General features: G+C 72.9%; 32 protein-coding genes. 19 read left to right on the forward strand and 13 right to left on the reverse strand.

Annotation, left to right across the window (positions count from 1 at the left end):
- Nucleotides 1-37: 37 nt before the first annotated feature.
- From ASG94_RS16180 to ASG94_RS22220, 4 genes are all read left to right on the forward strand, one after another.
- Entirely contained in the window at nucleotides 38-790 is a 753-nt protein-coding gene (locus ASG94_RS16180) for a ZIP family metal transporter (protein ID WP_056927731.1), read from the forward strand.
- Nucleotides 791-859: 69 nt separating this feature from the next.
- Nucleotides 860-1,459 (forward strand): Dps family protein, encoded by a 600-nt coding sequence (locus ASG94_RS16185; protein WP_056927511.1) that lies wholly within the window; start codon nucleotides 860-862, stop codon nucleotides 1,457-1,459.
- 48 nt (nucleotides 1,460-1,507) lie between these two features.
- A complete protein-coding gene (locus ASG94_RS16190; RefSeq protein WP_200958151.1) occupies nucleotides 1,508-2,545 on the forward strand; it encodes an AAA family ATPase in 1,038 nt (345 codons plus the stop codon).
- Nucleotides 2,503-2,886, forward strand: coding sequence for a hypothetical protein (locus tag ASG94_RS22220; RefSeq protein WP_200958152.1), 384 nt, complete (start codon nucleotides 2,503-2,505; stop codon nucleotides 2,884-2,886). The genes ASG94_RS16190 and ASG94_RS22220 overlap by 43 nt, the downstream gene beginning before the upstream one ends.
- Here the strand turns inward: ASG94_RS22220 and ASG94_RS16195 are convergent.
- Entirely contained in the window at nucleotides 2,883-3,545 is a 663-nt protein-coding gene (locus ASG94_RS16195) for a class I SAM-dependent methyltransferase (protein ID WP_056927512.1), read from the reverse strand. The two genes, ASG94_RS22220 and ASG94_RS16195, sit on opposite strands and share 4 nt — an antisense overlap.
- A gap of 73 nt (nucleotides 3,546-3,618) precedes the next feature.
- Between ASG94_RS16195 and ASG94_RS16200 the strand changes: the two genes are divergently transcribed.
- Genes ASG94_RS16200 through ASG94_RS16210 form a run of 3 tightly spaced genes read left to right on the forward strand, consistent with a single transcriptional unit; the run spans nucleotide 3,619 to nucleotide 6,163 of the window.
- Nucleotides 3,619-4,554 carry an ABC transporter ATP-binding protein gene (locus tag ASG94_RS16200; RefSeq protein WP_442938515.1) on the forward strand — a complete coding sequence of 312 codons (936 nt, stop codon included), beginning with the start codon at nucleotides 3,619-3,621 and terminating at the stop codon, nucleotides 4,552-4,554.
- Nucleotides 4,554-5,363, forward strand: coding sequence for an ABC transporter permease (locus ASG94_RS16205; protein ID WP_056927514.1), 810 nt, complete (start codon nucleotides 4,554-4,556; stop codon nucleotides 5,361-5,363). Before ASG94_RS16200 ends, ASG94_RS16205 begins: the two co-directional genes overlap by 1 nt.
- Entirely contained in the window at nucleotides 5,363-6,163 is an 801-nt protein-coding gene (locus ASG94_RS16210) for an ABC transporter permease (protein ID WP_056927515.1), read from the forward strand. Before ASG94_RS16205 ends, ASG94_RS16210 begins: the two co-directional genes overlap by 1 nt.
- Here the strand turns inward: ASG94_RS16210 and ASG94_RS22020 are convergent.
- The 6 genes from ASG94_RS22020 to ASG94_RS16240 are packed head-to-tail and all read right to left on the reverse strand — an operon-like array spanning nucleotide 6,156 to nucleotide 10,863.
- Entirely contained in the window at nucleotides 6,156-7,166 is a 1,011-nt protein-coding gene (locus ASG94_RS22020) for a nucleoside hydrolase (RefSeq protein ID WP_056927516.1), read from the reverse strand. The genes ASG94_RS16210 and ASG94_RS22020 overlap by 8 nt on opposite strands.
- On the reverse strand, nucleotides 7,163-8,071 hold the full coding sequence (locus ASG94_RS22025) for a hypothetical protein (protein WP_162260826.1): 909 nt from the start codon (nucleotides 8,069-8,071) through the stop codon (nucleotides 7,163-7,165). Before ASG94_RS22025 ends, ASG94_RS22020 begins: the two co-directional genes overlap by 4 nt.
- Nucleotides 8,068-8,628, reverse strand: coding sequence for a hypothetical protein (locus ASG94_RS16225; RefSeq protein WP_056927518.1), 561 nt, complete (start codon nucleotides 8,626-8,628; stop codon nucleotides 8,068-8,070). Before ASG94_RS16225 ends, ASG94_RS22025 begins: the two co-directional genes overlap by 4 nt.
- Entirely contained in the window at nucleotides 8,625-9,491 is an 867-nt protein-coding gene (locus ASG94_RS16230) for an ABC transporter ATP-binding protein (RefSeq protein ID WP_056927519.1), read from the reverse strand. The genes ASG94_RS16225 and ASG94_RS16230 overlap by 4 nt, the downstream gene beginning before the upstream one ends.
- Complete coding sequence (locus ASG94_RS16235; protein WP_056927520.1) at nucleotides 9,488-10,330, reverse strand: hypothetical protein; 843 nt, start codon at nucleotides 10,328-10,330, stop codon at nucleotides 9,488-9,490. The genes ASG94_RS16230 and ASG94_RS16235 overlap by 4 nt, the downstream gene beginning before the upstream one ends.
- Nucleotides 10,327-10,863, reverse strand: coding sequence for an RNA polymerase sigma factor (locus ASG94_RS16240; RefSeq protein ID WP_056927732.1), 537 nt, complete (start codon nucleotides 10,861-10,863; stop codon nucleotides 10,327-10,329). Before ASG94_RS16240 ends, ASG94_RS16235 begins: the two co-directional genes overlap by 4 nt.
- A 167-nt stretch (nucleotides 10,864-11,030) precedes the next feature.
- Between ASG94_RS16240 and ASG94_RS16245 the strand changes: the two genes are divergently transcribed.
- From ASG94_RS16245 to ASG94_RS16295, 11 genes are all read left to right on the forward strand, one after another.
- Entirely contained in the window at nucleotides 11,031-11,531 is a 501-nt protein-coding gene (locus tag ASG94_RS16245; RefSeq protein WP_056927521.1) for a superoxide dismutase family protein, read from the forward strand.
- Nucleotides 11,532-11,590: 59 nt separating this feature from the next.
- On the forward strand, nucleotides 11,591-12,124 hold the full coding sequence (locus tag ASG94_RS22030; protein WP_056927522.1) for a DinB family protein: 534 nt from the start codon (nucleotides 11,591-11,593) through the stop codon (nucleotides 12,122-12,124).
- Nucleotides 12,121-12,738 (forward strand): class I SAM-dependent methyltransferase, encoded by a 618-nt coding sequence (locus ASG94_RS22035; RefSeq protein WP_056927523.1) that lies wholly within the window; start codon nucleotides 12,121-12,123, stop codon nucleotides 12,736-12,738. The genes ASG94_RS22030 and ASG94_RS22035 overlap by 4 nt, the downstream gene beginning before the upstream one ends.
- A complete protein-coding gene (locus ASG94_RS16260) occupies nucleotides 12,735-12,929 on the forward strand; it encodes a DUF3046 domain-containing protein (protein WP_056927524.1) in 195 nt (64 codons plus the stop codon). The genes ASG94_RS22035 and ASG94_RS16260 overlap by 4 nt, the downstream gene beginning before the upstream one ends.
- Nucleotides 12,926-14,212 carry an MFS transporter gene (locus tag ASG94_RS16265; protein ID WP_056927525.1) on the forward strand — a complete coding sequence of 429 codons (1,287 nt, stop codon included), beginning with the start codon at nucleotides 12,926-12,928 and terminating at the stop codon, nucleotides 14,210-14,212. The genes ASG94_RS16260 and ASG94_RS16265 overlap by 4 nt, the downstream gene beginning before the upstream one ends.
- 182 nt (nucleotides 14,213-14,394) lie before the next feature.
- Complete coding sequence (gene recA / locus ASG94_RS16270; protein ID WP_056927526.1) at nucleotides 14,395-15,444, forward strand: recombinase RecA; 1,050 nt, start codon at nucleotides 14,395-14,397, stop codon at nucleotides 15,442-15,444.
- 283 nt (nucleotides 15,445-15,727) lie between these two features.
- Nucleotides 15,728-16,198, forward strand: coding sequence for a regulatory protein RecX (locus ASG94_RS22455; protein ID WP_235537299.1), 471 nt, complete (start codon nucleotides 15,728-15,730; stop codon nucleotides 16,196-16,198).
- 28 nt (nucleotides 16,199-16,226) lie between these two features.
- The gene (locus ASG94_RS16280; RefSeq protein ID WP_056927527.1) at nucleotides 16,227-17,120 is read left to right on the forward strand and encodes a PPK2 family polyphosphate kinase; all 894 of its coding nucleotides are present in this window, start codon (nucleotides 16,227-16,229) and stop codon (nucleotides 17,118-17,120) included.
- On the forward strand, nucleotides 17,117-17,929 hold the full coding sequence (locus tag ASG94_RS16285) for a HipA family kinase (protein ID WP_056927528.1): 813 nt from the start codon (nucleotides 17,117-17,119) through the stop codon (nucleotides 17,927-17,929). Before ASG94_RS16280 ends, ASG94_RS16285 begins: the two co-directional genes overlap by 4 nt.
- Nucleotides 17,926-18,306 (forward strand): DUF3037 domain-containing protein, encoded by a 381-nt coding sequence (locus ASG94_RS16290; protein WP_056927734.1) that lies wholly within the window; start codon nucleotides 17,926-17,928, stop codon nucleotides 18,304-18,306. Before ASG94_RS16285 ends, ASG94_RS16290 begins: the two co-directional genes overlap by 4 nt.
- 24 nt (nucleotides 18,307-18,330) lie before the next feature.
- The gene (locus tag ASG94_RS16295) at nucleotides 18,331-19,071 is read left to right on the forward strand and encodes a DNA alkylation repair protein (RefSeq protein WP_056927529.1); all 741 of its coding nucleotides are present in this window, start codon (nucleotides 18,331-18,333) and stop codon (nucleotides 19,069-19,071) included.
- On the opposite strand, the gene ASG94_RS16300 is transcribed toward ASG94_RS16295, so the two are convergent.
- From ASG94_RS16300 to ASG94_RS16310, 4 genes are all read right to left on the reverse strand, one after another.
- Complete coding sequence (locus ASG94_RS16300) at nucleotides 19,035-19,778, reverse strand: sirohydrochlorin chelatase (protein ID WP_056927530.1); 744 nt, start codon at nucleotides 19,776-19,778, stop codon at nucleotides 19,035-19,037. The genes ASG94_RS16295 and ASG94_RS16300 overlap by 37 nt on opposite strands.
- A 73-nt stretch (nucleotides 19,779-19,851) precedes the next feature.
- Entirely contained in the window at nucleotides 19,852-20,595 is a 744-nt protein-coding gene (locus tag ASG94_RS16305) for a phosphoadenylyl-sulfate reductase (protein ID WP_056927531.1), read from the reverse strand.
- Nucleotides 20,592-20,765, reverse strand: a complete 174-nt coding sequence (locus tag ASG94_RS21795) for a hypothetical protein (RefSeq protein ID WP_200958153.1) — start codon at nucleotides 20,763-20,765, stop codon at nucleotides 20,592-20,594. Before ASG94_RS21795 ends, ASG94_RS16305 begins: the two co-directional genes overlap by 4 nt.
- Nucleotides 20,762-22,474 carry a nitrite/sulfite reductase gene (locus ASG94_RS16310; protein WP_056927735.1) on the reverse strand — a complete coding sequence of 571 codons (1,713 nt, stop codon included), beginning with the start codon at nucleotides 22,472-22,474 and terminating at the stop codon, nucleotides 20,762-20,764. The genes ASG94_RS21795 and ASG94_RS16310 overlap by 4 nt, the downstream gene beginning before the upstream one ends.
- A 353-nt stretch (nucleotides 22,475-22,827) precedes the next feature.
- Between ASG94_RS16310 and ASG94_RS16315 the strand changes: the two genes are divergently transcribed.
- Nucleotides 22,828-24,264 carry a glycine hydroxymethyltransferase gene (locus ASG94_RS16315; protein WP_056927532.1) on the forward strand — a complete coding sequence of 479 codons (1,437 nt, stop codon included), beginning with the start codon at nucleotides 22,828-22,830 and terminating at the stop codon, nucleotides 24,262-24,264.
- Here the strand turns inward: ASG94_RS16315 and ASG94_RS16320 are convergent, their stop codons facing one another.
- A complete protein-coding gene (locus tag ASG94_RS16320) occupies nucleotides 24,265-24,960 on the reverse strand; it encodes a response regulator (RefSeq protein ID WP_056927533.1) in 696 nt (231 codons plus the stop codon).
- Nucleotides 24,957-26,555, reverse strand: a complete 1,599-nt coding sequence (locus tag ASG94_RS16325) for a sensor histidine kinase (protein WP_056927534.1) — start codon at nucleotides 26,553-26,555, stop codon at nucleotides 24,957-24,959. The genes ASG94_RS16320 and ASG94_RS16325 overlap by 4 nt, the downstream gene beginning before the upstream one ends.
- Between the last annotated feature and the right edge of the window lie 102 nt (nucleotides 26,556-26,657).

Below are 26,657 nucleotides of genomic sequence, written 5' to 3' on the forward strand. Positions count from 1 at the left end.
GTCCTACGGCACCGACAACGGGCCCTACGGTGAGCAGGTGAGCACTTGGATCGAGGCCGGACTGTGGGGTCTCCTGGCGGGTGGCGCACTGGTGATCGGCGCCGCCGTGGCGTGGCTCGTGCGGGTCCCGAGGGTCGTGTCCTCGACGGTGATGGCCTTCGGTGCGGGCGTGCTCATCTCGGCGCTGGCCTTCGACCTCGTCGACGAGGCGGCCACGACCGGTGGCGTGCCGGCCACCGTCGCCGGGTTCCTCGTCGGCGCGCTCGCGTACGTCGGCGGCAACATCGTCCTGGCCCGTCGCGGCGCCCGGCACCGCAAGCGCTCGGGGGACCTGCAGCCCCGCGAGGACGACCAGCAGGGCAGCGGCACGGCGATCGCGCTCGGCGCGCTGCTGGACGGCGTGCCGGAGTCGGTGGTGCTCGGGCTGTCGCTGCTCGGTGGCCACGGCGTCGGCGTACCCGTGCTCGCCGCGGTCTTCGTCTCCAACCTGCCCGAGGGGCTCTCGAGCACGGTCGGCATGAAGCGCGCCGGACGCAGCGCGACCTTCGTCTTCGGCGTCTGGACCTCCATCGCGCTCGCCGCCGGCGTGGCCGGGGCGCTCGGCGTGCTCCTGCTCGGCGACGCGTCCGACCCGACGGTCGCCGCCATCACCGCGGTGGCGGCCGGCGCGATCCTGGCCATGGTGACCGACACGATGATCCCCGAGGCGTTCGAGGAGACCCGGTTGTGGACCGGGCTCATCGCGACCGTGGGCTTCATCGTCGCCTTCGGCATCAGCCGCAGCGCCTGAGCCGGGCCCCGGCAACGCGTGCCCCTGCGGGTGGGGACGGGCTGGGGAGGGATGCCTAGAGTCGGGCGCATGGCTACGAAGAGCACCTCCACCCAGACCTTCCACGTCCCCGGCCTCAGCGCCAAGGAGAGCACCACCGTCGTCTCCGCACTGCAGGACCGACTGTTCGCCTACACCGACCTCCACCTCGTGCTCAAGCACGTGCACTGGAACGTCGTGGGCCCCAACTTCATCGGCGTCCACGAGATGCTCGACCCCCAGGTCGACCTCGTGCGCGGCTACGCCGACGCGGTCGCCGAGCGCATCGCGACCATGGGCGGTACGCCGATCGGCACGCCGGGTGCGCTCGTCGCCGCTCGCTCGTGGGACGACTACGACATCGGCAAGGACACCGCCCAGGCCCACCTCGGCGCCCTCGACCTCGTCTACTCGGGCGTCATCGAGGACAACCGCAAGGCGATCGACGTCGTCGGTGAGGTCGACCCGGTGACCGAGGACCTGCTCATCGGCCAGACCGGTGAGCTCGAGCAGTTCCACTGGTTCATCCGGGCCCACCTCGAGAACACCGGTGGCCACCTGGCCACCGAGGGCGCCACCACGGAGCGGGAGGCGGCCGACGCGGCACGCGAGCCGCGCGCCGCGGCCAAGAAGGCGCCCCGCAAGAAGTAGCCCGCAACTCCCTCGCGGGCGTCCCCGGTCGTCCCTAGGCTGCGGCCCATGACGCACACGGGGGACGACGACCTGCGGCAGGCCCTGGCCACGCTGGTCAAGCAGCTGACGCGCGAGGAGCCGCAGACGCGGGGGACGCCGCTGCTCGAGGTGCTCGACGAGCACCTGGGCACCCGGGCCGACGAGCTGCCGGTGGTGGTCGAGAAGATCGACCTCCACCGGTGGGTCGACGTCGACATCGCGCTGGCGGAGGTCGCCGGCCGCGACGCCGACGCGCGGCTCGTCGGCGTCGGTGGGGGCGACCAGCGCCACCACAGCTCGCTCGGCGACCTGATCGCCAACGCGGAGTGGGGTCGGTTCCGGCAGGGCCAGGTCGACCGGCTCAACGTCGCGACCGGGCCGGACGACGAGCGGGCGACGGTGGCCTTCGGGCTGCACCTGTTCCGCTACGCGGACCGGCCGGTCGTCGTGCTCCAGCGTGGTCACAACCCGCAGTACGGCGGTGAGGCCCGCCTCGAGGTGATCGTGCAGGACCCGGAGGTCGGGTCGGCGCTGCTGACCGAGGTCCGCGACCTCGCCGTCTCGCGCTCGGTGCTGCGCGGCCAGGTCGTCAGCTTCGCCGGCAACCCCTACGAGCCCTCCCTGGGCGGGATCACCTTCGTCCGGCGCCCCGACCTGCCGGCCGACCGGGTCATCCTCCCGGAGGGGACGCTGACCCAGGTGCGCGGGCACGTCGTCGAGCTCGCCGTGCACCGCGACGAGCTCCGCCGCCGCGGGCAGCACCTCAAGCGCGGCATCCTGCTCTACGGCCCGCCCGGCACCGGCAAGACCCACACGGTCCGCCACCTGATCGGCGCCGGAGCGGACACCACCGTCGTCCTGCTCGCGGGCACCCAGATGGCCTACGTCGCGCAGGCCGCCCAGATCGCCCGCGCCCACCAGCCGGCCATCGTCGTGCTCGAGGACGTCGACCTGATCGCCGAGGACCGCGACCACGGTCACTTCGGCGGCTCGTCGCCCCTGCTCTTCACCCTGCTGGAGCGATGGACGGTCTCGACCAGGACGCCGACGTGGTCTTCCTGCTGACCACCAACCGCGCCGAGGCCCTCGAGCGGGCCCTGTCCCAGCGACCCGGCCGGGTCGACCTGGCCGTCGAGATCCCGCTGCCCGACGAGGCCGCCCGCCGCCGGCTGATCGCCCTGTACGCCGCGGAGGTCGGCTTCGGCGACGAGGCGATCGCGGCCGCGGCGGAGGCGGCCTCGGGCACCACCGCGTCGTACGCCAAGGAGCTCGTACGCCGGGCGGTCCTGCGCGCCGCGATCGCCGGGCGGGACCCGGCGGACGAGGACCTCGCCGGCGCCACGCACGAGCTGCAGGCGGACGGGGCCGTGCTCACCCGGTCGCTCCTGGGCAGCGCGGCGGACTAGGCCGGGCGTCGGGCGAGGAGGAACCCCTGGGGATCCTTCTCGTCCACCGGCGCGCGCTCGAGGCGGGCGAGCTCGACGAGCCCGGCGTCCGCGAGGACCGAGGCCCACTGCGCGAGCGAGCGGTGGAAGCGGGTCATCCGCACGTCGTGGCCCAGGGCCCGGTAGCCCTGGCCAACCTCCCGGGACCCGGCCCCGACCTGGAAGGCCACCAGCACCGGACCACCCGCGCGCACCACGCGTGCGGCCTCGGCGGCGACACGGGGGAGCAGGACGTCCGCGGAGTGGATCGTCGAGTACCAGTACACGGCCGCGTCGAACGACCCGGCGGCGTACGGCAGGTCGGTGATCGAGCCGACGACGCTGGGCAGGTCGGGATGCGTGCGACGCGCCGTCGCCAGCATCCCGGGCGACAGGTCGAGGCCGGTCACCCGGCAGCCGCGGTCGGCGAGGTAGCGGCCGATCCGCCCGGTCCCGCACCCGGCGTCGAGGACCCGAGGGTCCGGTCCGAGCAGTGAGACCAGGTGGTCGAGCATCGCCAGGTCGAGGGCGGACTCGGGCTCGGTGCCCGGGAAGTGGCGGGCGTAGTCGTCGGCCACCGCGTCGTACGCCGCAACCACCCGCGCGTCGTCGTGCCGCGCCGCTTCGGACCTGCCTCCCATGGCGGGGAGTGTTCCACGGTCGCGACCGACATCGGGTCGAGCGGTGTCGGTGCCGCTCTATAGGGTCGGCGCCGTGACGGAATCCATGATCCTGGCTCGGGGACTGCGCAAGTCGTTCGGCGACTTCGAGGCGGTCAAGGGCATCGACGTCGACGTGCGCCGCGGCGAGGCGTTCGGCTTCCTGGGCCCCAACGGCGCCGGCAAGTCGAGCACCATGCGGATGATCGCCAGCGTCAGCCCCATCAGCGGCGGCTCCCTGCAGATCCTCGGCATGGACCCGGCGACCGACGGCCCGGCGATCAGGGGTCGCCTCGGGGTCTGTCCGCAGGAGGACACCCTCGACAACGAGCTCAACGTCCGCGACAACCTCTACATCTACGGCCGTTACTTCGGGATCCCCAAGGGCGAGGTCAACAGCCGCGTCGACGAGCTCCTCGAGTTCGTGTCGCTCACGGAGAAGGCGAAGGCCAAGGTCGAGGACCTCTCCGGCGGCATGAAGCGCCGGCTCACCATCGCGCGCAGCCTGGTCAACCGGCCCGACCTGCTGCTGCTCGACGAGCCGACCACCGGCCTGGACCCCCAGGCACGGCACGTCCTGTGGGACCAGCTCTTCCGGCTCAAGCAGGCCGGCGTCACGCTCGTGATCACGACCCACTACATGGACGAGGCCGAGCAGCTCTGCGACCGCCTCGTGGTCATGGACAAGGGCCTCATCGCGGCCGAGGGCTCGCCGCGCCAGCTCATCGAGGAGCACTCCACCCGAGAGGTCACCGAGCTGCGCTTCGGCATCACCGACGAGACCAACCCGCACGAGCTGATCGCGGAGAAGGTCGAGGACCTCGGCCGTCTCGAGGTGCTGCCCGACCGCATCCTCGTCTACAGCCCCGACGGCGAGGAGGTCATCGCCAAGGTGCACGAGCGCGGCCTCGACCCGATCGGCGTGCTGGTGCGTCGCTCCACCCTCGAGGACGTCTTCCTCAAGCTCACCGGCCGGACGTTGGTCGACTGATGGCCTCCACGGTTCCGGACACCGGACTCAGCCTGGTCACCGGGACGCTGCGGCAGACCGACTACTGGTGGACGGTCTTCAAGCGGACCTGGAAGGGCGGGGTGATCAACTCCTTCGTCTCGCCGCTGTTCTACGTGGTGGCCATGGGCGTGCTCCTCGGCGGCTTCATCGCGGGCGATCCGGCCAAGCTCGAGGGGGCGACGTCCTACCTCGCGTTCATCGTGCCCGGGCTGGTCGCCACGCACGCGATGACCATCGCCGTGGGGGAGACCACCTACCCGGTGATGGGCGCGGTGAAGTGGCACAAGACCTACTACTCGATGATCGCGACGCCACTGGAGCCGCGGCACCTGGTCGCGGCCCACATGATGTTCGTGCTCTTCCGCCTGGCCACCGCGTGCGGCGTCTTCATGCTGGTGCTCGCCCCGTTCGGGGTCTTCGAGTCGTGGTGGGGGCCGTTCCTCGCGTTCGGCTCGCAGCTGCTGGTCGGCATGGCCTTCGCCGGGCTGGTCTACGGCTACAGCACGCGCATCCGCAGCGAGTCGGCGTTCGGGGTGCTGTTCCGCCTCGGCGTGCTCCCGCTGACCCTGTTCTCCGGTGCGTTCTTCCCGATCTCCAACCTCGGCCCGGTGCTGGAGTGGGTCGCCCGGCTCACCCCGCTGTGGCACGGCGTCAACCTGTCGCGGATGTTCTGCCTCGACACCGTCGACTGGCCGCTGGCCGCGCTCAACGCGGTCGTGCTCGTCGCCGCGGTGGTGGTGGGATGGTTCTGGTCCGTGTCGGGCCTCGAGCAGAGGCTGGCCGACTGATGGCCACCACGACGCACCCCGTCCACCCGCCGCTCGGGCCGGCCCGGGCCGCCTGGCTGCTGGTCACCCGCAGCTACACCGTCTACCGCCAGCAGTGGAAGCTCTTCCTCACCGGGTTCCTCGAGCCCGTCTTCTTCCTCTTCTCGATCGGCATCGGCGTCGGCCAGCTGGTCGCCGACTTCGAGGTCGGCGGCCAGTCCATCCCGTACGCCGAGTTCGTGGCACCCGGGATGCTCGCCGTGAGCGCCTTCAACGGCGCCCTGATGGACAGCACCTACAACGTGTTCTTCAAGCTCAAGTACGACAAGCTCTACGACCAGATGCTCGCCACCCCGCTGACGACGTCCGACATCGCGCGGGGCGAGATCCTCTGGGGTCAGCTGCGCGGGTCGAGCTACTCGGTGGCCTTCCTGCTGCTGATGTGGGCGCTGGGGATGCTGCACTCGTGGACGGCGATCCTGGCGCTGCCCGCGGCCCTGCTGATCGGGTTCGCGTTCTCAGCCGTCTGCATGGCGGCCACGACGTGGATGACCTCCTGGCAGGACTTCGACAAGATCACCCTGCTCCAGCTCCCGCTGTTCCTCTTCTCGGCGACCTTCTTCCCGATCACGGCGTACGACGGGTGGTTGCGCTGGGTGGTGGAGGTGACCCCGCTCTACCGCGGGGTGGTGCTGTGCCGCGAGCTGACGCTGGGCCAGGTCGGCTGGGAGAGCGCCGTCTCGGTGGTCTACCTGGTCGTCATGGGGCTCATCGGGCTGGCGGTCGTGCGCCGGCGGCTGGACACGCTGCTGCTCACCTGAGGTGGGTGCCGAAGACCGCCGCGTACGCCTGGTCCAGGGCGGGCGTGTCCAGCCGGGTGACGACCCGCACGGGGCCGTCGCCGGTGCGCCGGAGCCGGCCGCGGTCGTCCTCGACGTCGACCTCCCACGTGCCGGTCCGGACGGTCATCACGTCCGGGGCCGTGAACGCCCCGGCCGTGGCGAGGTCCCAGAAGGCGGGTGAGGTGAACTCGGGGTCGAGCCCGAGCCTGCTCACGACCGGCGCGGCCAGCCCGTCGGGGCGACCGGGCGGGACGGGGTCGTCGGGGACGATGGTCAGCGGCACGTCGCCCGCCACCACGGCCGCAAAGGCGTCGACGTCCGCGGCCGCGTTCCACTCGCCCACGCCGAGCTCGTCGTCGTGTGACGGCGAGTCGACGATCCCGGCCATCGAGATGACCCCGGCCAGGCGCGCGTAGGACTCCGGGTGCCGGCGCTGGACCTCGGCGAGGTCGGTGAGCGGACCCAGCGCCACGACCTGCAGTCCCTCGACGCGGTCGGCCAACCGGGCGACGTACGTCGCCGCGTCTGCCCCGGTGACGGGGGGCAGCGCACCGGCTCCCGACCGGTCCAGCCCGCTGTGGCTCATTGCACCCGTCGCCCAGGTGCGCGGGAACGGCACGCCGTGCGGGCCTCTCGGAGCCGCTCCGCACGCGACCGGCACGCGCGCCGCACCGATGGCCTCGAAGAAGTCCGCGAGGAGGTCGACGCCCCCACCGCAGGTCACCATGCCCGTGGTGGGGACGGAGATGGCGAGCACGTCGACCGAGGGGTGACGGACGAGGTAGGCGATGGCGGCGAGGTCGTCGGGGGCGAGGTCCGAGTCGATCACGACGGGCGTCGGGTCCGCCGTCCTGGCCGGTGCGGGCGAGAGCGAGCCGCCCACGATGAGCTCACCGTCGTCGTCCGACGCCGCCTGGGCGCAGGCGACGAGGGCGACCAGCAGCGGGACCACGAGCCCGAGGCGCCGGGCGGGGGACCTCACGGCAGCACCCAGTACTGCGCGACGACTCCGACCACGGCGAGGACCGAGCCCGCTGCGACGAGCCACCGACGGGCCCGGCCGCGCGGGACCGTGACGGCGCCCCACAGCGCCGACAGTCCGAGGAGCCAGACCGCGTGCCACCAGGACAGGCCGGCGGACACGACGACGCGCGACCACTGCTCGCTGAACTCGCCGGGCGCCTCCAGGAGCCACTGGGACGGGAAGCGGAGGGGGTCGGCGTAGGGCGTGCCGGCGAACACGCGCACCGGCTGGACCTGGAGGATCGAGAGCGGCACGACCGCGGCGGCCCCGAACAGCCAGTAGAAGGCGACCAGGAACCACAGCACGAAGAGCAGCGGGAGCGCAGAGACGAGGGGGAGCCGGCGGCCGAGGGCGGCCCCGGTCGACACCGCCAGCAGCGCCAGGACGACGGGCTGGACGAGCTCGCCGGCGGTGAAGAGCGCCTCCGTCGTGCGCCCCGGCTCCGTCCCGAGCCACAGGCCACCGAGGTCGCGCTGGCGCCAGGCAAGCAGCGCGGCGTACCCGGCGGCGACGGCCAGGAGCGGCAGCGCCCCCACCCACCGGCCGACGCAGCGCTGCACCTCGGTCACCGGCGCGTCCGCGGCGACGTCGAGGCGCTCGCGGTTGAAGGAGACGGCGGCGACGACCGACACCGCGAACAGGAGCGGCACGGCGCAGGTCGCCATCTCCTCGTACGACGCGCCGGGCCACTCGTCCGGGGTGGGGACGACGGACCACATCATCCACACCGACAGGCCGGTGCAGGCCCACAGGACGGGGTTGCGCAGCATCCGGCGGGACTCCGCGAGCGCCAGGGACCGGACCACGGCCCGGGTCCGCGCCCGGGGCCGGGTCCTCGGCAGCGCCCGGGCGACGGCGCTCATCGCCGCCGCCCCGCGAGCAGCGCCACGAGGGCGACGGCCACCACGGCCTGCGGCGCGGTGCGCCACCACCCCGCGGCGTCGGACAGGAGCCCCGATCCCGGCACGGTCATGTCGAGGGCGAACCAGACCACCGGCACGGACGCACCCACCAGGACGCCCGGCTCCGCCGGGGTCCACACCGCCACGGCGACCCCCGCCGCGGCGAGGGCCAGCAGCGGTCCTGGGGAGGTCGCACCGGGGGAGGCGTGCGACACGCTGGCCAGCACGCCCCAGACCACCAACGCGGGGAGCAGGACGAGCGTGAGACGCAGGAGCCGCCGGCGCATGACCGAGACCGGCGCGGCGGCGAGCAGGAGGGCAGCGGGGTCGTGCAGGGCGCCCACCACGGCGCAGGCGAGCGCCGCGGACGCGACGGCCAGCACCAGGTCGACCGGGCGCTGGGAGGTCCTCGCCACCAGCAGCACGAGGAGCACGAGCGCGGAGACACCGACGAGGGGCACCCAGCGGATGGCCCGGGCCGTCGGGAGCGCCGCCTGCCTCAGCGGTGCCACGGTCATCGGGTCCCCCTCGACACGAACAGGTAGCCGTCCTCGAGGGTGGGCGGCGCGGGCTCGACGCCGTCCGGTGGGACGCCGACGTGCCGGTAGCGGCCCTCGGCGGTCATCCAGCTGCGGGCGGCCCGGGGGTCCGGCTCGTCGGCCTCCCAGACCCGACCCTCCGCGGTCGTCCGCAGGCCCTGGGGCGTGCCGTCGTAGTGGATCTGCCCGTCGCGCATCACCAGGACCCGCTGGCACAGCGCGGCGACCTCGCTGGTGTTGTGCGTGGACAGCACCACGGTGCCGCGTCGCGCCGTCTCGGAGAGCAGCGACCGCAGCTCGATGCGCTGCTCGGGGTCGAGGCCGGTGGCGGGCTCGTCCAGCACCAGCAGCTCGGGGGTGCCCAGCAGCGCGGCGGCGAGGGCGACGCGCTGGCGCATGCCACCCGACAGCGTGCGGACCTTGCGGTGCCTCACGTCGCCGAGGCCGACCGACTCCAGCACGCGCGTCGCGTCCCGGCGTCGGGCGGCCGGGTCGGTCTGCTCCTTGAGCACGGCCACGTAGTCGACCATCTCCAGCACCGTGAACCCGCCGTACAGGCTGGGAGCCTGGGGGAGGTAGCCGAGCCGGCGGCGGATCTCCAGCCGCTCGGCCGGGCGGCGCGGGTCGCGACCGAGCAGGCGCAGCTCGCCGGTGTCGGGTGCCAGCACCGTGGCCAGCATCCGCAGCAGGGTGGTCTTGCCGGCACCGTTCGGACCGAGCAGCCCGATGACGCCGCCGCCCAGGTCGAGCTCGACGTCGCGCACGGCGCGGACGCCCCGGAACGACTTGCGGAGGCCGGTCGTGCGGATGACGGTCCCGGCTCGGTCGTGGACGATGGTCATGCGGTCCTCCGGTAGGTGATGTGGTCGCGGCGGGCGAACGCGAGGGCGAACGCGGCGGTCGCGACGGCCAGGGCCAGCAGCTGGGCGCCCGGCGAGGTGACGACATCCGCCACCAGGTCCGACGAGCCGCGGGGGGAGAGCGACGGCAGGGTGACGGCCAGCGCCCAGGTGCCGCCCAGCACCGCGGCGGCCACCGCGGGGTCCGGGAGGACCGTGCCCACGACCAGCACCAGCGCCGAGAGCGCGAGACCGGGCAGCAGCCAGCCGAAGGCGACGTACGTCGGCAGGCCGAGCGCCAGGGCGACGAGCACGCCTGCCGGGACCGCCGCCAGGCTGACGAGGAGCGCCCTGGTGGCGACCAGCTGGAACCCGGCGAGCGGCGTCGCGAGGGCGAGCTCACCGGCGGGGTCGGTGGACCGGCGGTAGGCGAGGACGACGGCGGCCATCGGGGCCAGGGGCGCGACGGCGAGCAGTGCCGTCGTGGCCTCCCGTCCGGCGAGCAGCACCGGGAGCACGGGAAGCAGGAGCACCAGCGCCAGCGCCGAGACCCACGCCGCCAGCAGCGGACGGCTGGACAGCGACGCACGCGAGACCAGGGACGGGTGCGTGCCGGCCCAGTGGGCGAGGGGGGAGGCGGGGGGACGGTCGATCTGCTCGACCAGGGCGGCCCACCGCCGCTGGGTGTCGGCACCGTGCGACCCGTCCCCGGCCTGCGCGAGGGAGGATCGGCACTCGGGGCAGACGAGCACGTGGGCCTCGACCGACGCGGTCAGGACCGCGCCCGCCGTGCCGGACCGGTAGGTGACCAGGTCGTCCTCGCAGACGTGCCACGTGTTCACAGCAGGGACCTCCTCAGCTCGGTGCGAGCCCGACTCATGCGGCTCTTCACGGTGCCGCTGGGGATCCCCAGCAGCTGGCCGGCCTCGCGCGTGGTGAGCCCGTCCAGGACGGTGGCCTGCACGACGGCGCGCAGCTCGGGTGAGAGTCGCTCGAGCGCCATGCCGACGTTGCTGTACTGCACGCGGGCGAGGACCTCCTCCTCGGCCGACACCGGCTGCGAGCCGCGGAGGGCGGCGAGGCGCTCCACGACGTTCTTGCGGGGTCGCAACCGGTGCAGCAGGGACCGGATGGCGATGCCCCACAGCCAGGCGCCGACTTCGCCCTCACCACGCCAGACGGGCTTTCGCCACACGGCGAGGAAGGTGTCGGAGACCGCCTCGTCGACGATCGACGGGTCGGCGCACCGGTGGGAGAGGCGCGCCGCGATCCACGGCTCGTGCCGGACGAAGAGCTCATGCAGCGCGCCGCGGTCGTGCTCGCGCACGCCGGCGACGAGCTCGGCGTCGTTCGCCTGCGACCAGTCGCTGCTCATCTCGATCCCCTGCACACCCACCTGTGCCCCCGACCCGGCCCGGTGGTTCACCATGATCCGCGGATCGTGCCTGCGCGCCGCGACCGGTCTGGACCGCACGAACCGCTGCGGTCGTTCGCGAGCACAACGGGTGAGGCCCCGACGGGGCCAGTCCGGAGACGAACGACATGCGCACTTCCCTGATCGGAGCACTGGCCGGCACGGCCGTGCTCGTCGCAGCACCCACCATCACGGTCGCCGACCGCGTCCTCGTCGACCACGGTCGTGGACCGACGGTCGTGCACGACGCCGCGTACGCCGGCATCCGGACCCAGGTGCACTCCTGGGCCGCCGACGGGCGGACCGAGGTACGGCTGATGGTGCGCGGCCTGCCCCCGGCGCGCACGTTCGGCGCCCACGTGCACGTCGCGCCCTGCGGCGCGGACCCGATGGCGTCCGGCGGCCACTACCAGCACGGGACCGACACCACCCAGCCGCTGGCGTCGCGCGAGATCTGGCTGGACTTCACCACCGACGAGCAGGGCAGGGGCGTGGGGTCCACCGAGGTCCCGTGGCTCGTCGCCGCCGGCACGGCGGGCTCCGTGGTCATCCACGCAGGCCCCACCGACCCGGTCACGGGAGCCGCCGGGGCCCGGCTCGCGTGCACCGACGTGCCCTTCGGGCAGTGACGCCCCACGACCGCTGAACCGGTTCGCGCCGGGCGGGGCGCCGCTGCGAGGATGGAGCCATGCCCGATCCCGACCCGATCGCCCCGGACACCAAGGACTGGACCTGGGTGCTCGAACGCCCGTGCACCGAGTGCGGCTTCGACCCGCAGGCCCACTCGCTGGCCTCGCTGCCCGGCCTCCTGCACGACTCGGCGATGGCCTGGTCGTCGGTGCTGGGCCGGGCCGACGCTGCGGTGCGGCCCGGCCCCGGGGTGTGGTCGCCGCTGGAGTACGCCTGCCACGTCCGCGACGTGCACCGGGTCTTCGCCGAGCGGGTCGCGCTGATGCTGGCGCGGGACGAGCCCCGCTTCGCCAACTGGGACCAGGACGAGACCGCGCTCGCGTCGCGCTACGCCGAGCAGGACCCGGCCTCCGTCGACGCCGAGCTGGTCGAGGCGGCCGGGCACGTGGCGGGTCTCTACGCGAGCGTGACGGACGAGCAGGCGGGCCGGCGCGGGACCCGGTCCGACGGCAGCGAGTTCACCGTCGAGACGCTGGGGACCTACCACCTCCACGACGTGCTGCACCACGCGCACGACGTGGGCACGGCGTGAGCGACGAACGCGCGGCGACCGTCCGCGCCTACGACCTCGACGCCGCGGCGTACGCCGCCAACGGTCCTGCCCTGCCGGCGTCCGTCCGCGCCGACGTCGAGCAGCTCGCGGCCGCCCTGGGCGCGGGAGCCCGCGTGCTGGAGATCGGCTCCGGAGGAGGGCGCGACGCGGCGTTCATGGAGGAGCTGGGGCTGCGCGTGCGCCGCACCGACGTCACGCCCGCCTTCGTGGGGATGCTCCGTGAGCAGGGCCACGAGGCGGACCTCCTCGACCCGCTGACCGACGACCTGTCGTCCAGCGAGGGTCCGTACGACGCGGTGTGGGCCAACGCCTCGCTGCTCCACGTCGCGCGCCCCGACCTCCCCACCGTCCTGTCCCGTCTCGCGGCCGTCACCCGGCCGGGCGGACTCCTGCGCGTCGCGCTCAAGGAGGGCGACGGCGACGGCTGGTCCACCCACGGCTCGATCCGCAGCCCACGGCACTTCACCTACTGGCGCGCCGACGCCGTCACCGCCGTGGTGGCAGGTGCCGGCTGGACCGACGTCTCGGTGTCGGTGGTCCCGGGCACCGCGCGTGCCGAGGACTGGCTCGAGGTCCGGGCGGTCCGCGGATGAGGCACACCGAGTTCTGGGCACGCCTGGACCACACCCTCGGCACGGCGTCGTCGCGATCGTGGGCCGAGCTCTACGTCATCGGCGAGCTGGGCGGTCGCACGGTCGTCGAGGCGCTGGGTGCCGGCGTACCTCCGAAGCAGGTGTGGGCCGCAGTGTGGCGCGTCCTCGAGCTGCCGGACTCCGAACGATGAGCACGCCCGCGGACGGGAGCCTCGCCGAGCACGCCCACGTGCAGGCGCGGACCGTCCGTGTGCTGGTGGTGTCGCAGGCGGTCGGGGCGGTGGGCGTCACCATCGGTGTGGCGACCGCGTCCCTGCTCGCGCGCGACATCTCCGGCTCCGAGGCCCAGGCCGGCCTGGCGCAGACCTTCCAGGTCCTCGGCACCGCCCTCGCGGCGTACCTCCTCGCCCGCCTGATGGGCCGGCGCGGACGGCGCGTCGGGCTGGTCACCGGCTACCTCGCCGGGGCCAGCGGGGCAGCCCTGTGCGTGGCGGCGGGGGTGCTCGACTCGATGGCCGTCCTGCTCACCGGCGCGGTGCTGCTCGGCGCGACCACGGCGGTCAACAACGGGTCCCGGTACGCCGCCACCGACCTGGCGCCCGAGGAGACGCGCGGTCGTGCACTGTCGGTCGTGGTGTGGGCGACGACGATCGGCGCCGTGGCCGGGCCCAACCTCACCGGGGTGGGCGCCGGACTGGCGCGACGGCTCGGGATCCCCGAGCTCACCGGCGGCTTCGCGATCGGCGCCGTGGTGCTGGTGCTCTCCGCGGCCTGGGTCGCGGTGCTGCTGCGACCGGACCCGCTGCTGCTCGCCCAGGCCGCCGCCGGTGCGACGGGCGAGGCCCGCAGCGGCCGGTCCTGGTCGCGCTTCACCGACGCCCTCGGCGCCCAGCCGGCCCTCGGCGCTGCCATCACGGGCATGGCGTGCGCCCACGCCGCGATGGTCACGGTGATGATCATGACGCCCCTGCACATGGAGCACGGTGGCGCGCAGCTGCAGGTCATCGGGTTCGTGATCTCGGTGCACGTCCTGGGGATGTTCGCCTTCTCCCCGGTGGTCGGCCTCGCCGCGGACCGCCTCGGCCGGCCGCGGGTGCTGGTGGCCGGGGGAGTGGTGCTGCTGGTGTCGCTGGTGCTGTGCGGGCTGGCGCCGGAGGGCTCGTCGTGGCAGATCTTCGCCGGCCTGTTCCTGCTCGGGCTCGGGTGGTCGTGCGCCACGGTGGCCGCCTCGACGATCATCGCGGACCTGACCCCCGTGTCGGCACGCACCGACGTGCAGGGCACGGCCGACATGGCGATGTCGCTCACGGCCGCCGGAGGCGGCGCGCTGGCCGGACTGATCGTGGGCTGGCTCGGCTACCCCGTGCTGGCGACGTTCGCCGGGGTGCTCGCGCTCGCGGTGCTCGGGGCCGGGGTGGTGGCGGGCACCCTGACGACCTCGGTCCCCGACGCGGCGTCCGACCCGGCGCGCTGACGCGCGACACGCGGCCCCGCATGCACCACTCGAACAACTGTTCGGGCTAGATTGTGTCCACAGGTACGACGCACGGCGAGGTTGTCCACAGCGTTCGACAGGGCTGATCAGGCGATGTCGGTGGCTCGTCCTAGCGTCGCAGACGTACCTGACTACCCGACGGACACGACAAGGACACGCACATGGCTGGTGGAGACCGCGAGAAGGCACTGGATGCCGCACTCGCCAACATCGAGAAGTCGTTCGGCAAGGGCTCGGTCATGCGACTGGGCGACGACACCCGCGCTCCGCTGGAGGTGATCCCGACCGGCGCCATCGCACTCGACGTGGCCCTCGGCCTCGGTGGTCTGCCCCGCGGCCGTGTCGTGGAGATCTACGGTCCGGAGTCCTCGGGAAAGACGACGGTCGCCCTGCACGCGGTGGCCAGCGCCCAGGCGGCCGGCGGCATCGTGGCCTTCATCGACGCCGAGCACGCGCTCGACCCCGACTACGCCAAGGCCCTCGGCGTCGACACCGACGCCCTGCTGGTCTCCCAGCCCGACTCGGGTGAGCAGGCGCTCGAGATCGCCGACATGCTCGTCCGCTCCGGCGCCCTGTCCCTCATCGTCATCGACTCGGTGGCCGCGCTCGTGCCGCGCGCCGAGATCGAGGGCGAGATGGGCGACAGCCACGTGGGCCTCCAGGCGCGGCTCATGAGCCAGGCGCTGCGCAAGATGACCGGTGCCCTCAACAACTCCGGCACGACCGCCATCTTCATCAACCAGCTCCGCGAGAAGATCGGCGTCATGTTCGGCTCGCCCGAGACCACGACCGGTGGTCGCGCGCTGAAGTTCTACTCCTCGGTGCGCCTCGACGTGCGTCGCATCGAGACGCTCAAGGACGGCCAGGAGATGGTGGGCAACCGCACCCGCGTCAAGGTCGTCAAGAACAAGGTCGCGCCGCCGTTCAAGCAGGCCGAGTTCGACATCATGTACGGCAAGGGCATCAGCCGCGAGGGTGGCCTGATCGACGTGGGCGTCGAGGCCGGTCTGGTCCGCAAGTCCGGCGCTTGGTACACCTACGAGGGCGACCAGCTCGGGCAGGGCAAGGAGAACGCCCGCACCTTCCTCAAGGACAACCCCGACCTGGCCAACGAGCTGGAGAAGAAGATCCTCGAGAAGCTGGGTGTCGGTCCGCAGGTCGACTCCCCGTCCGACCTGTCGGACGAGCCCATCGGCGTGGATGACTTCTGAGTCGGGCCCCCCGTCGGGTGAGTCCAGGCCGGCGCCGTCGTGGGCGGGAGACGTCCACGACGGTGTCGAGGCCTGGACCCGGTCGGCGAGGCTGTCGAAGTCCGGCACCCCGGAGTCCGACGAGCCCGACGAGCCGTTCCAGCGGGTGTCCACCCGTCGCTCCGGTCGACGCTCGGGCAGGTCACGGGAGCGTGGACCCGGCCGCTCCGCAGACCCGGGTGCCCGTCGCGCTCCTGCTCCGCCGGACCGGGTGGCGCAGGGCCCTGATGCCGATCCCGAGTCGGTGGCGCGCAAGATCCTCCTCGACGCATTGACCGGTCAGGCGCGCTCGCGCCGGGAGCTGGCCGACAAGCTCGCCACCAAGGGCGTCCCCGACGACCTGGCGTCCGCGCTGCTCGACCGCTTCGAGGAGGTCGGCCTGGTCGACGACGAGGCCTTCGCGCGGGCCTGGATCGCCTCCCGGCAGCCGGGCAAGGGACTCGCCCGGCGAGCTCTCGCTCACGAGCTGCGACGCAAGGGCATCGACGACCAGGTGGCGCGCGAGGCCCTCGACGAGATCGACCCCGACGACGAGGAGACCGCGGCCCGCGCCCTGGTCCGCAAGAAGCTGCGCACCATGCGCGGCCTCGAGCGCGACAAGGCGACCCGGCGCCTGGTCGGGATGCTCGCCCGCAAGGGCTACCCACCGGGCATGGCCTTCGCGGTGGTCAAGGACGAGCTGGGGGCCGACGACGTCGACCTCGACACGCCCTGAGCGCTCGCGACTGGGACATACTGCAGCGATGGGCACGAAGAAGAAGAATCTTGCGAAGACGACCGGTGCCACCGGAGAGGCCGTGCGCCCGCTCCTGCGCATCCCCGAGGGACCGGTCGACCTGGGCAGTATCGACCCGCGTGCCACCCCCGGCTTCGACGGCGACAAGGTGGCCGGCAAGGCGGCGCTGCCGGCGGTGGGCGAGCCGCTCGCGGAGCTCCAGGAGCGGCTCTACGCCCAGGGCAAGTCCGACGGCCACCGACGGGTGCTGCTCGTGCTCCAGGGCATGGACACCTCCGGCAAGGGCGGCGTGCTGCGCCACTCGGTGGGCCTCATCGACCCGCAGGGCGTGCGGATCAGCTCCTTCAAGGCGCCCAACGCGGAGGAGCGCCGCCACGACTTCCTGTGGCGGATCCGTCGAGCGGTGCCCGAGGCGGGCATGGTGGGGGTCTTCGACCGCTCCCACTACGAGGACGTCCTCATCGCCCGGGTGCGTGAGCTGACGACCCGGTCGGCCATCACCCGCCGCTACGACGCCATCAACCGCTTCGAGGCCGAGCTGGCCGACAGGGGGGTCACCCTGCTCAAGTGCATGCTCCACATCTCCGCCGAGGAGCAGAAGGCACGTCTCCTCGCCCGGCTCGACGACCCCACCAAGCACTGGAAGTTCAACCCCGGTGACATCGACGAGCGGTCGCAGTGGCGGGCCTACCAGGAGGCCTACGAGATCGCCCTCGAGCGGTGCAACACCCCCGAGGCCCCGTGGTACGTCGTACCCAGCGACCGCAAGTGGTACCGCAACTGGGCCATCGCCACCATGCTGCACGAGGCCCTGGAGGAGCTCGCCCCGGCGTGGCCGCCGGCCGACTTCGATGTCGCGGGCGAGCGCCGGCGGCTCGTGGAGGAGGACCCGGTCACGTGACCACGACCGGTTCACGCACCGAGGAGGGCACGCTCCCCGGGGTGTTCGTCACGCGCTACGTGACGCCCCTGCGGGAGGGCGGCAGCCTGCCCGGGATCGTCGAGGGCGACGACCTGGGCACCTACGTCTGCAAGTTCCGGGGCGCGGGACAGGGCCTCAAGGTGCTGGTCGCCGAGGTGATCGTCAGCGGGCTCGCGGAGCACCTCGGGCTGCGCACCCCGCGCATCGTCGCCCTCGAGCTCGACCCGGAGATCGCCCGCTACGAGGCCGACGAGGAGGTCCAGGACCTCCTCAACGCCAGTGCCGGGCTCAACCTCGGCGTCGACTTCCTGCCGGGTGCGTTCGGCTTCGACGGCACCGCGCTCGACCCCGACGCGGCCACCTCGGCCGACGAGGCCGCGCGCGTGATCTGGCTCGACGCTTTCTGCGCCAACGTGGACCGCTCGTGGCGCAACCCCAACCTGCTGCTGTGGCACGGCGACCTGTGGGTGATCGACCACGGCGCCTCGCTCTACTTCCACCACGGCTGGGCCGGCGGGGTCACCGATCCCGAGCGCTTCGCGCGACAGCCCTGGGACGCGTCCGACCACGTGCTCGGGCGGCACCTCCACGGCGTCGCCGCCGCGGACGCCGCGATCACCCCGCAGCTGGACCGCGACACCTTCGCCCGGGTCCTGGCCCGGGTCCCGGACGCGTGGCTGGAGCCGGTGCCGGGAGCCGGGACCCCGGACGCCCTGCGGGCGGCGTACGTCGAGTTCCTCACCGCCCGCCTCGGCACCCGCCAGTGGCTCCCCGGCGGTGGCGCATGAAGCGGCTCGCCTACCAGTACGTCGTGCTGCGCTGCGTGCCACGTCCCGACCGCGAGGAGTTCCTCAACGTCGGCGTGGTGCTCTACTGCCAGGCGGCCGACCACCTCGACGTCGCGTGGCACTGCGACGCCGATCGGCTCGCCGCCCTCGACCCGGGCCTGGACACCGCGCAGGTCTGCGCGGCGCTGGCCTTCGTCGAGGGCGTCGCCCGCGGCGACGAGCGCGGAGGCGCCGCTGCCGAGCAGTCCCTGGGCCAGCGCTTCGGCTTCCTCAAGGCCCCCCGCAGCACGGTGCTCCAGCCGGGTCCCGTCCACGGGGGCGTGACCACCGATCCGTCCCGGCAGCTGGAGCACCTCCTCGAGCGCCTCGTGGGATGAGTGCTGTCGGGTGAGTGCCGTGGGATGAGTGCCGACCCCGCCCTCGTCGCTGCGGTCCGCCGCGCGCTGAGCCTGGTCGGCGACCCCGAGCGGGCCCGGCAGCAGCAGGCGTACATGAAGTCGTCCCTGCCCTACCGCGGGCTCAGCGCGCCGGAGCTGCGGGCCCTGCTGCGCCCGCTGCTCGCGGAGCACCGCCTCCACGACCCCGGGACGTGGCGCGACACCGCCCTCGAGCTGTGGGACGGAGCCAGCCACCGCGAGGAGTGGTACGCCGCCATCGCCCTGCTCCGCCACCACCACTACCGGCGCTGGACCGACCCCGACCTCGTGCCGCTGCTGCTGCACCTGGTGCGCACCGGCGCCTGGTGGGACGTCGTCGACGAGGTCGCGAGCCACCTGGTCGGGGACGTCCTGCGGGGGCACCGCGTCGCCGTCACCCCGGTCGTACGTGCGTGGGGGAGCGACCGGGACAGCATGTGGGTGCGACGGACCGCGATCCTCGCCCAGCTGCGGCACCGTGACGCCACCGACACGACGCTGCTCGCCGACGTGCTGGACGCCAACCTCGAGGGCACGACGTACGGCTCGGAGTTCTTCGTCCGCAAGGCGATCGGGTGGGCGCTGCGCGAGCACAGCCGCACCGACGCCGACTGGGTGCGTGCGTACGTCGCGGCGCACGCCGAACGCCTCGCACCGCTCTCACGGCGCGAGGCGCTCAGGCTGGTGGGTCAGACAGGGACGAGCTCGACCGCGCCGACCGCGTAGCGGGCCAGCACCACCCGGGCGACCTCGGGGTGCGCCCCGAGGGGCGCGGAGACGGCGACGGCGCCGGCCTCGAGGGAGAGCTCGGCGGCCCGGTCGGGCAGGAAGCCGGGCGCCAGGAAGAACGACGCGACGGCGATGTGGCGACGGCCCTCGGCGCGGAACGCCCGCACGGCCTCGCCGGCGGCCGGGGGAGCGGCCGAGGCGAACGCCGCCGTGACCGGCAGCTTGTGACGGGTGCCCCAGGTCCGGGCGAGCCTCGCCACGGCCTGGTTGGCGAGGGGGTCCGAGGAGCCGGCGGCGGCCAGCACCAGGGCGTCGAGCTCGCGGACCCGGGCCTCCTTGAGCGCCTCACGCAGGCGCAGGTCGAGCACCTCGAGGAAGGCGGCCTCCATGCCCAGGACCTTGGTGGCCCGGATGGTCAGCCCCTCGTGCCGGGCGGTGGCGGCGGCGATGGCCTCGGGGACGTCCACCTTGGCGTGGTAGGCCTCGGTGAGCAGCAGCGGCACCACCACGATCTCGTCGAAGCCGGCGCGGACCAGCTTGTTGACGACCGTCTCGAAGGACGGCTTGGAGAGCTCGAGGAACGCCGGCTCGATGCGCAGGTCGGGGCGCATCGCCCGGACCTCGTCGACGAGCGCGGTGATCGTCGCGGCGGAGCGGGGGTCACGGCTCCCGTGAGCCAGGGCAACCAGTGCAGGAGCGGCCATCAGAGGGGCCTCCCATCGTGGGTGGTGGGGTGGAGGTCGACGCCGTTGTCGTTGAGGAGGAAGTCAGTGGGCCTCATGCGTGGATCCCGCACTCGGTCTTGGTGGTGCCGGCCCAGCGGCCGCTGCGCGGGTCGTCGCCGGGGGCGACCCGCCGGGTGCACGGCCAGCAGCCGATGGAGGGGTAGCCGTCGTGGACGAGCGGGTTGACCAGGACGCCGTGCCGGTCGATGTACCGCTCGACCTGCTCGTCGGTCCAGCGCGCCATCGGCGACACCTTGACCTTCTGCTTCTTGGCGTCCCAGCCGACGACGGGGGCGATCACCCGGTTGTGCGTCTCCGCGCGGCGCAGGCCGGTCGCCCAGGCGTCGTACCCGGCGAGCGTGTCGGCCAGCGGCTTGACCTTGCGCAGGGCGCAGCACAGGTCGGGGTCGGTCTTGTAGAGGTCCTTGCCGTACTGCGCGTCCTGCTCGGCGACGGTCAGCTCGGTGCTGACGGTCCGCAGGGTGACCGGGAGGGTGGCCTCGACCGCGTCGCGGGTGCCGATGGTCTCGACGAAGTGGTACCCGGTGTCGAGGAAGACCACGTCGATGCCGGGAGCGACCGTCGAGGCCAGGTGGGCCAGCACGGCGTCGCCCATCGAGGAGGTGATGCAGAAGCGCTCGCCGAAGGTCGCGACCGCCCACTCGATGATGTTCTCGGCGGGCGCCAGCTCGAGCTCGGCACCCACGTGGGAGACCAGCTCCCGCAGCTCCTCGGGGGTGCGCCCGTCGGTGTGGGTGCCCTTGAACTCGCGGGCGGCCTGGGTGGACAGGCTCATCGGGCACCTCCTCCGCTGGTGTCGGTCCGGCTGCTGTCGGGTCGGGTGAGGCCGAGGTACTTCACGGAGAAGGCGCGCAGGCACGAGCGGCACTCCCAGCCGTCCTCCAGCGGCCACAGGGTGGTCTCGCCGCAGTAGGGGCAGTGCTGGGCGACCGCGCGCTCGCTCACGAGGCGGCGGCTTCCCCGCGCAGGTGGACCTCGTCGGCGCGGGCGGCCCACGTCGCGAACGACTCGCCGTCCGTGCGGTCGGCGAGGTACGCCGAGACCACGGCGGTCACGTAGTCGTCGAGGTCGGCGCTGGCGACCTTGTGCGCGCGCAGCTTGCGGCCGAAGTTGGCCTGCAGGCCGAGGGCGCCGCCGAGGTGCACCTGGAAGCCCTCCACCTGGTTGCCGTCCGCGTCCATGACCAGCTGGCCCTTGAGGCCGATGTCGGCGACCTGGGTCCGGGCGCAGGCGTTGGGGCAGCCGTTGACGTTGATCGAGATCGGGGTGTCGAGCTCGGGGAAGCGCTTCTCCAGCTCGGTGACGAGCAGGCGGGCGCGCTCCTTGGTGTCGACGATCGCCAGCTTGCAGAACTCGATGCCGGTGCACGCCATGGTGCTGCGCCGCCAGTTGCTCGGGCGGGCGGTCAGGCCGATCTTCTCCAGGCCCTCGGCGAAGGCCTCGGTGTCGGCACCGTCGACGCCCAGCACGACGAGCTTCTGGTACGCCGTGAGGCGCGCGCCCAGGGCGCCGTACTGCTCGACGAGGTCGGCCAGCGCGGTGAGCGTGGTGCCGTCGATGCGGCCGACGACCGGCGCGGCACCGATGAAGAACTTGCCGTCCTTCTGCTCGTGGATGCCGATGTGGTCGCCCTGCGACACCGGGGTGGCGGGGGAGGGGCAGTCGACGAGCGCGCGGTGCAGGTACTCGGCCTCGAGCACCTCGCGGAACTTCTCCACGCCCCAGTCGGCGACCAGGAACTTGAGGCGCGCCTTGGAACGCAGCCGGCGGTAGCCGTAGTCGCGGAAGATCGACACGACGCCCTCCCAGGCGTCGACGACCTCGTCGAGCGGGATCCACACGCCCAGCTTCTGGGCGAGCATCGGGTTGGTCGACAGGCCGCCGCCGACCCACAGGTCGAAGCCGGGGCCGTGCTCGGGGTGGACGGTGCCGACGAAGGAGACGTCGTTGACCTCGGGGGCCACGTCGTGGCTGGGGTGTCCGGTGAGCGCGGTCTTGAACTTGCGCGGCAGGTTGGAGAACTCCGGGTTGCCGATGGCGCGGGCCTTGATCTGCGCCAGCGCCGAGGAGCCGTCGATGATCTCGTCCTTGGCGATGCCGGCGACCGGCGAGCCGAGGAAGGGGCGCGGCGAGTCGCCGCAGGCCTCGACGGTGATGAGGCCGACCGACTCGAGGCGCTGCCAGATCGCGGGGACGCTCTCGACCTCGATCCAGTGGTACTGGATGTTGTTGCGATCCGTGATGTCCGCGGTGTTGCGCGCGTACGTCGTCGAGGTCTCGCCCAGCGCGCGCAGCTGCTCGACCCCGAGCACCTGGCCGTCGGTGCGCACCCGCATCATGAAGTAGCGGTCGTCGAGCTCCTCCTCCTCGAGCATGGCGGTCTTGCCGCCGTCGAAGCCGGGAGCGCGCTGCGTGTAGAGCCCCATCCAGCGGAAGCGGCCGCGCAGGTCGGCCGGGTCGATGGAGTCGAAGCCGCGCTTGGAGTAGATGTTCTCGATGCGGGCCCGGACGTTGAGGGGGTCGTCGTCCTTCTTGGTCTGCTCGTTCTTGTTGAGCGGCTCGGTGTAGCCGAGGGCCCATTGGCCCTCGCCGCGCTTGCGGCGGACGGGCGTGGCGGCTGGAGTGGCCGCGGGAGCGGTCGGGGTGCTGGTCACGATGGTCGTGTCCTTCTTCGCTGAGGGCCGCGCGCGACGGTGGGCGCGGATGTGCAGGGGGGCGGCGTGGTTCAGCGGTGCCAACACATCATGCTGCCGGTGCGACCGAGGTCGACGTGGCGACGGACCACGAGGAACTGGTGCGTGACAGCAAGACTCATGTCAAGGAGTCTCAAGCCCCGGACACCCTTCCCACAAGGCGAAATCTCATGATGAGAGACGAGGCGCCACATAGTGAGACGCATGGCCCGGTCTCAGGCGGGATCACGCGTCCGGTGCGGCCCACGTCACACTCCGTCGACCACGCGGACACGCGACGACCAGGCGTCGTACCTCCCTCTAGGCTGTGTCGCATGACGGACTCCCTCATCAGCAGCGCGTACACCCAGGCCCTCGAGGTGATCGGCGCCGTCGAGCCGCGGATCGCCGACGCCACGCGCCAGGAGCTGGCCGACCAGCGAGGTTCGCTCAAGCTCATCGCCTCGGAGAACTACGCCTCACCGGCCGTGCTGCTCACCATGGGCACCTGGTTCTCCGACAAGTACGCCGAGGGCACCGTCGGGCACCGCTTCTACGCCGGCTGCCAGAACGTCGACACGGTCGAGTCGCTCGCGGCCGAGCACGCGCGCGAGCTGTTCGGCGCGCCGTACGCCTACGTCCAGCCGCACTCGGGCATCGACGCCAACCTCGTCGCCTTCTGGTCGATCCTGGCCAACCGGGTGGAGTCGCCCTACCTGCAGAAGATGCAGGCCAAGAACGTCAACGAGCTGACCGAGGCCGACTGGGAGACCCTGCGTGCCGAGCTGGGCAACCAGCGGCTCCTGGGCATGTCGCTGGACGCGGGCGGGCACCTGACGCACGGGTTCCGCCCCAACATCAGCGGCAAGATGTTCCACCAGCAGCAGTACGGCACCGACCCGGAGACCGGGCTGCTCGACTACGACGCCGTCGCCGCCAAGGCGCGCGAGTTCAAGCCGCTGGTCCTCGTCGCCGGCTACTCGGCGTACCCGCGTCGCGTGAACTTCGCGAAGATGCGCGAGATCGCCGACGAGGTCGGCGCCGTGCTGATGGTCGACATGGCGCACTTCGCCGGGCTGGTGGCCGGCAAGGTCTTCACCGGCGAGGAGGACCCCGTCCCCTACGCCCACATCACCACCACCACGACCCACAAGTCGCTGCGGGGCCCCCGCGGCGGCATGGTGCTGGCGCAGGAGGAGTTCGCCGCGGACGTGGACCGGGGCTGCCCGATGGTGCTCGGTGGTCCGCTGTCGCACGTGATGGCCGCGAAGGCCGTCGCGTTCGCCGAGGCCCGCCAGAGCTCGTTCCAGGCCTACGCACAGCAGATCGCCGACAACGCCCAGTCCCTGGCCGACGGCTTCCTCAAGCGCGACGCCCGCCTGGTCACCGGCGGGACGGACAACCACCTCGTGCTGCTGGACGTCTCCAGCTTCGGCCTCACCGGCCGCCAGGCCGAGTCCGCGCTGCTCGACGCCGGCGTGGTCACCAACCGCAACTCGATCCCCGGCGACCCCAACGGCGCCTGGTACACCTCCGGGATCCGCCTCGGGACCCCGGCGCTGACCACCCGGGGCTTCGGCCACGACGAGTTCGACACGGTCGCCGAGCTCATCGTCGACGTGCTCAGCAACACCGAGGCGGGCACCACGAAGGCCGGCGGGCCCTCGAAGGCGTCGTACGTCCTCGGCGACGGGGTCGCGGAGCGGACCAAGGCCGCGAGCGGCGAGCTGCTGGACAAGCACCCGCTGTACCCCGGCCTCGTCCTGGGCTGATCAGCGGCGCCAGCGGTAGGCCACCTGCGGCCGTCCGCCACCGCCGTACCGGGGCGAGCGCTCGACCCGGCCCTGGTCGGCGAGGTGCTCGAGGTAACGCCGCGCGGTGACCCGCGAGGCGCCGACCAGCGCGCCCACCTCGCTCGCCGACAGGCCGTCCGCGGCGTCGGCGGCGCGCAGCGCCTCGGTGATCTGGCGCAGCGTCTCGGGGCCGAGGCCCTTGGGCAGCTCGGCCGCGCCCGACCGGGTGCGCAGCGCGCCGAAGACCTGGTCCACCTCGTCCTGGACGACGTCGTCGTCGATCCCGGCGAGCTGGGCGCGGTAGGCCGCGTAGTGCTCGAGCTTGGAGCGGAACATCGCGAACGAGAACGGCTTGAGCAGGTAGAGCACCACGCCCTGCGTGACGGCGCGGCGGACGACCTCGGTGTCGCGGGCCGACGTGACGGCGATGACGTCGCACGGGTGCCCGGCGGCCCGCAGCCGCTGGAGCAGGGCGAGGCCGTGGCCGTCGGGCAGGTGCATGTCGAGCAGGACCAGGTCGACGGCGGGGTCCTGGGCGAGGTGCCGCAGCGCGTCCGCGGCCGAGCGGGCGACCCCCGCGAGCTCGAAGCCGTCCACCCGGCGCACGTACTCCGCGTGCGCCTCGGCGGCCAGCTCCTCGTCCTCCACGACGAGGACGCGGACGTCGGTGCTCACCGCGGGTCCTCGGAACGGGGACCGGGCAGGGTGACGGTGAACCGCGCGCCGCCGAGGTCCGAGGCCTCGACCTCGACCGATCCGCCGTGCTGGCGGGCGACCTGGCCGACGAGGGCCAGGCCGATGCCGCGCCCGCCGTTGGCCTTGGACGACCAGCCGTGCTCGAGGACCCGTTCCGCGTCCTCCGGACGGACACCCGTCCCGCTGTCCTCGACCACGATGGTGATCCCCTCCGCGTCGCCCTCGACGTGCACCACGATGCGGCGGTCCGACTGCTCGGAGACGGCGTCCATGGCGTTGTCCACCAGGTTGCCCAGGACCGTGACCAGCTCACGCGGACGCACGGTCAGCTCCTCCGCGACCACCTCGCCGCCGACGACCAGGTCGATCCCGCGCTCGGCCGCCTCGGCGGTCTTGCCGAGCAGGAGCGCGGCCAGCACCGGCTCCTGCACCGCCCCGACGACCTGGTCGGCGAGCTCCTGCGCGAAGCGCAGCTCCTCGGTGGCGAAGTCGACGGCGCGTTCGGAGCGGCCCATCTCGATGAGGGACACCACGGTGTGCAACCGGTTGGCGGCCTCGTGGTTCTGGGCCCGCAACGAGTCGGTGAGCCCACGGACCACGTCGAGCTCGCCGGTGACCGACTGGAGCTCGGTGCGGTCGCGCAGCGTCACGACCGCGCCCACCTCGTCGCCCTCCCAGAACGCGGGGGCCGAGCTGATCAGCAGGACGTGCTCACCCAGGACGTAGATGGTGTCCGGTTGCGGGGTGTCGCCGACCGCGGCGGCGACGAGCCCGGGAGGGAGGCCGAGCTCCGCCAGCGACCGACCCACGACGTCCTCCGGGAGGTGCAGCAGCCGACGGGCCTCGTCGTTGACGAGCTGGACCTCACCATGGGTGTCGACGAGCACCAGCCCCTCGCGCACGGCCGCGAGGACGGCGCGGTAGTACTCGTACATCCGGGTGATCTCCCGCTCGCCCAGCCCGTGGGTCTGGCGTCGCAGCCGGCGGCTGATCAGCCAGGCGCCGACCAGCCCGACGGCGAGCGCCCCCAGCCCGGCCACCAGGATCCCCGGCAGGTCGCGACGCAGCTGCTCGTCGACGCGGGTCAGGGTGATCCCCACGGACACCAGGGCGACCACCGTCCCGTCGTCGAGCACGGGCACCACGGAGCGGATGGAGCGCCCGAGCGTGCCGACGTACTCCTGGGTGAAGACCTCGCCCTGCGGGGCGCCCCCGAGGTCACCCACGAACTTCTCGCCGATGAGCGACTCCGTCGGGTGGGTGTACCGGCGCCGGTCCAGCCCCATGACGACGACGAAGTCGACCGCGGTGTCGGCGCGGACGGCCTCCGCGAACGGCTGGAGCGTCGCGCTCGGGTCCGCGGTGTCGAGAGCCTCGAGGACGGCGGGGGAGTCGGCGACCGAGACCGCCACGGTCACGGCTTCGTCGCGCGCGGAGTCGCGGGTGTCGCGGCGGGCGTCGAGCGCCGCCAGTCCGGTGGCGACCACGACGAGGACGAGCACGACGAGCACCTGCAGCAGCAGGATCTGGCGCGCGACCGGGCTCTCCCGACGTCGAGCCGGGGCGGTGGGCATGCGGGCATTGTGCCGCACGGCCGGCGTGGTTCGGCGCCGCGTACACGGAGCATGAACTCAACGACCACAAGGGTGACGGCCGTCACAGGCGCCCGCAGGATG

This window comes from Nocardioides sp. Soil805, assembly GCF_001429625.1.
GTDB lineage: Bacteria > Actinomycetota > Actinomycetes > Propionibacteriales > Nocardioidaceae > Nocardioides.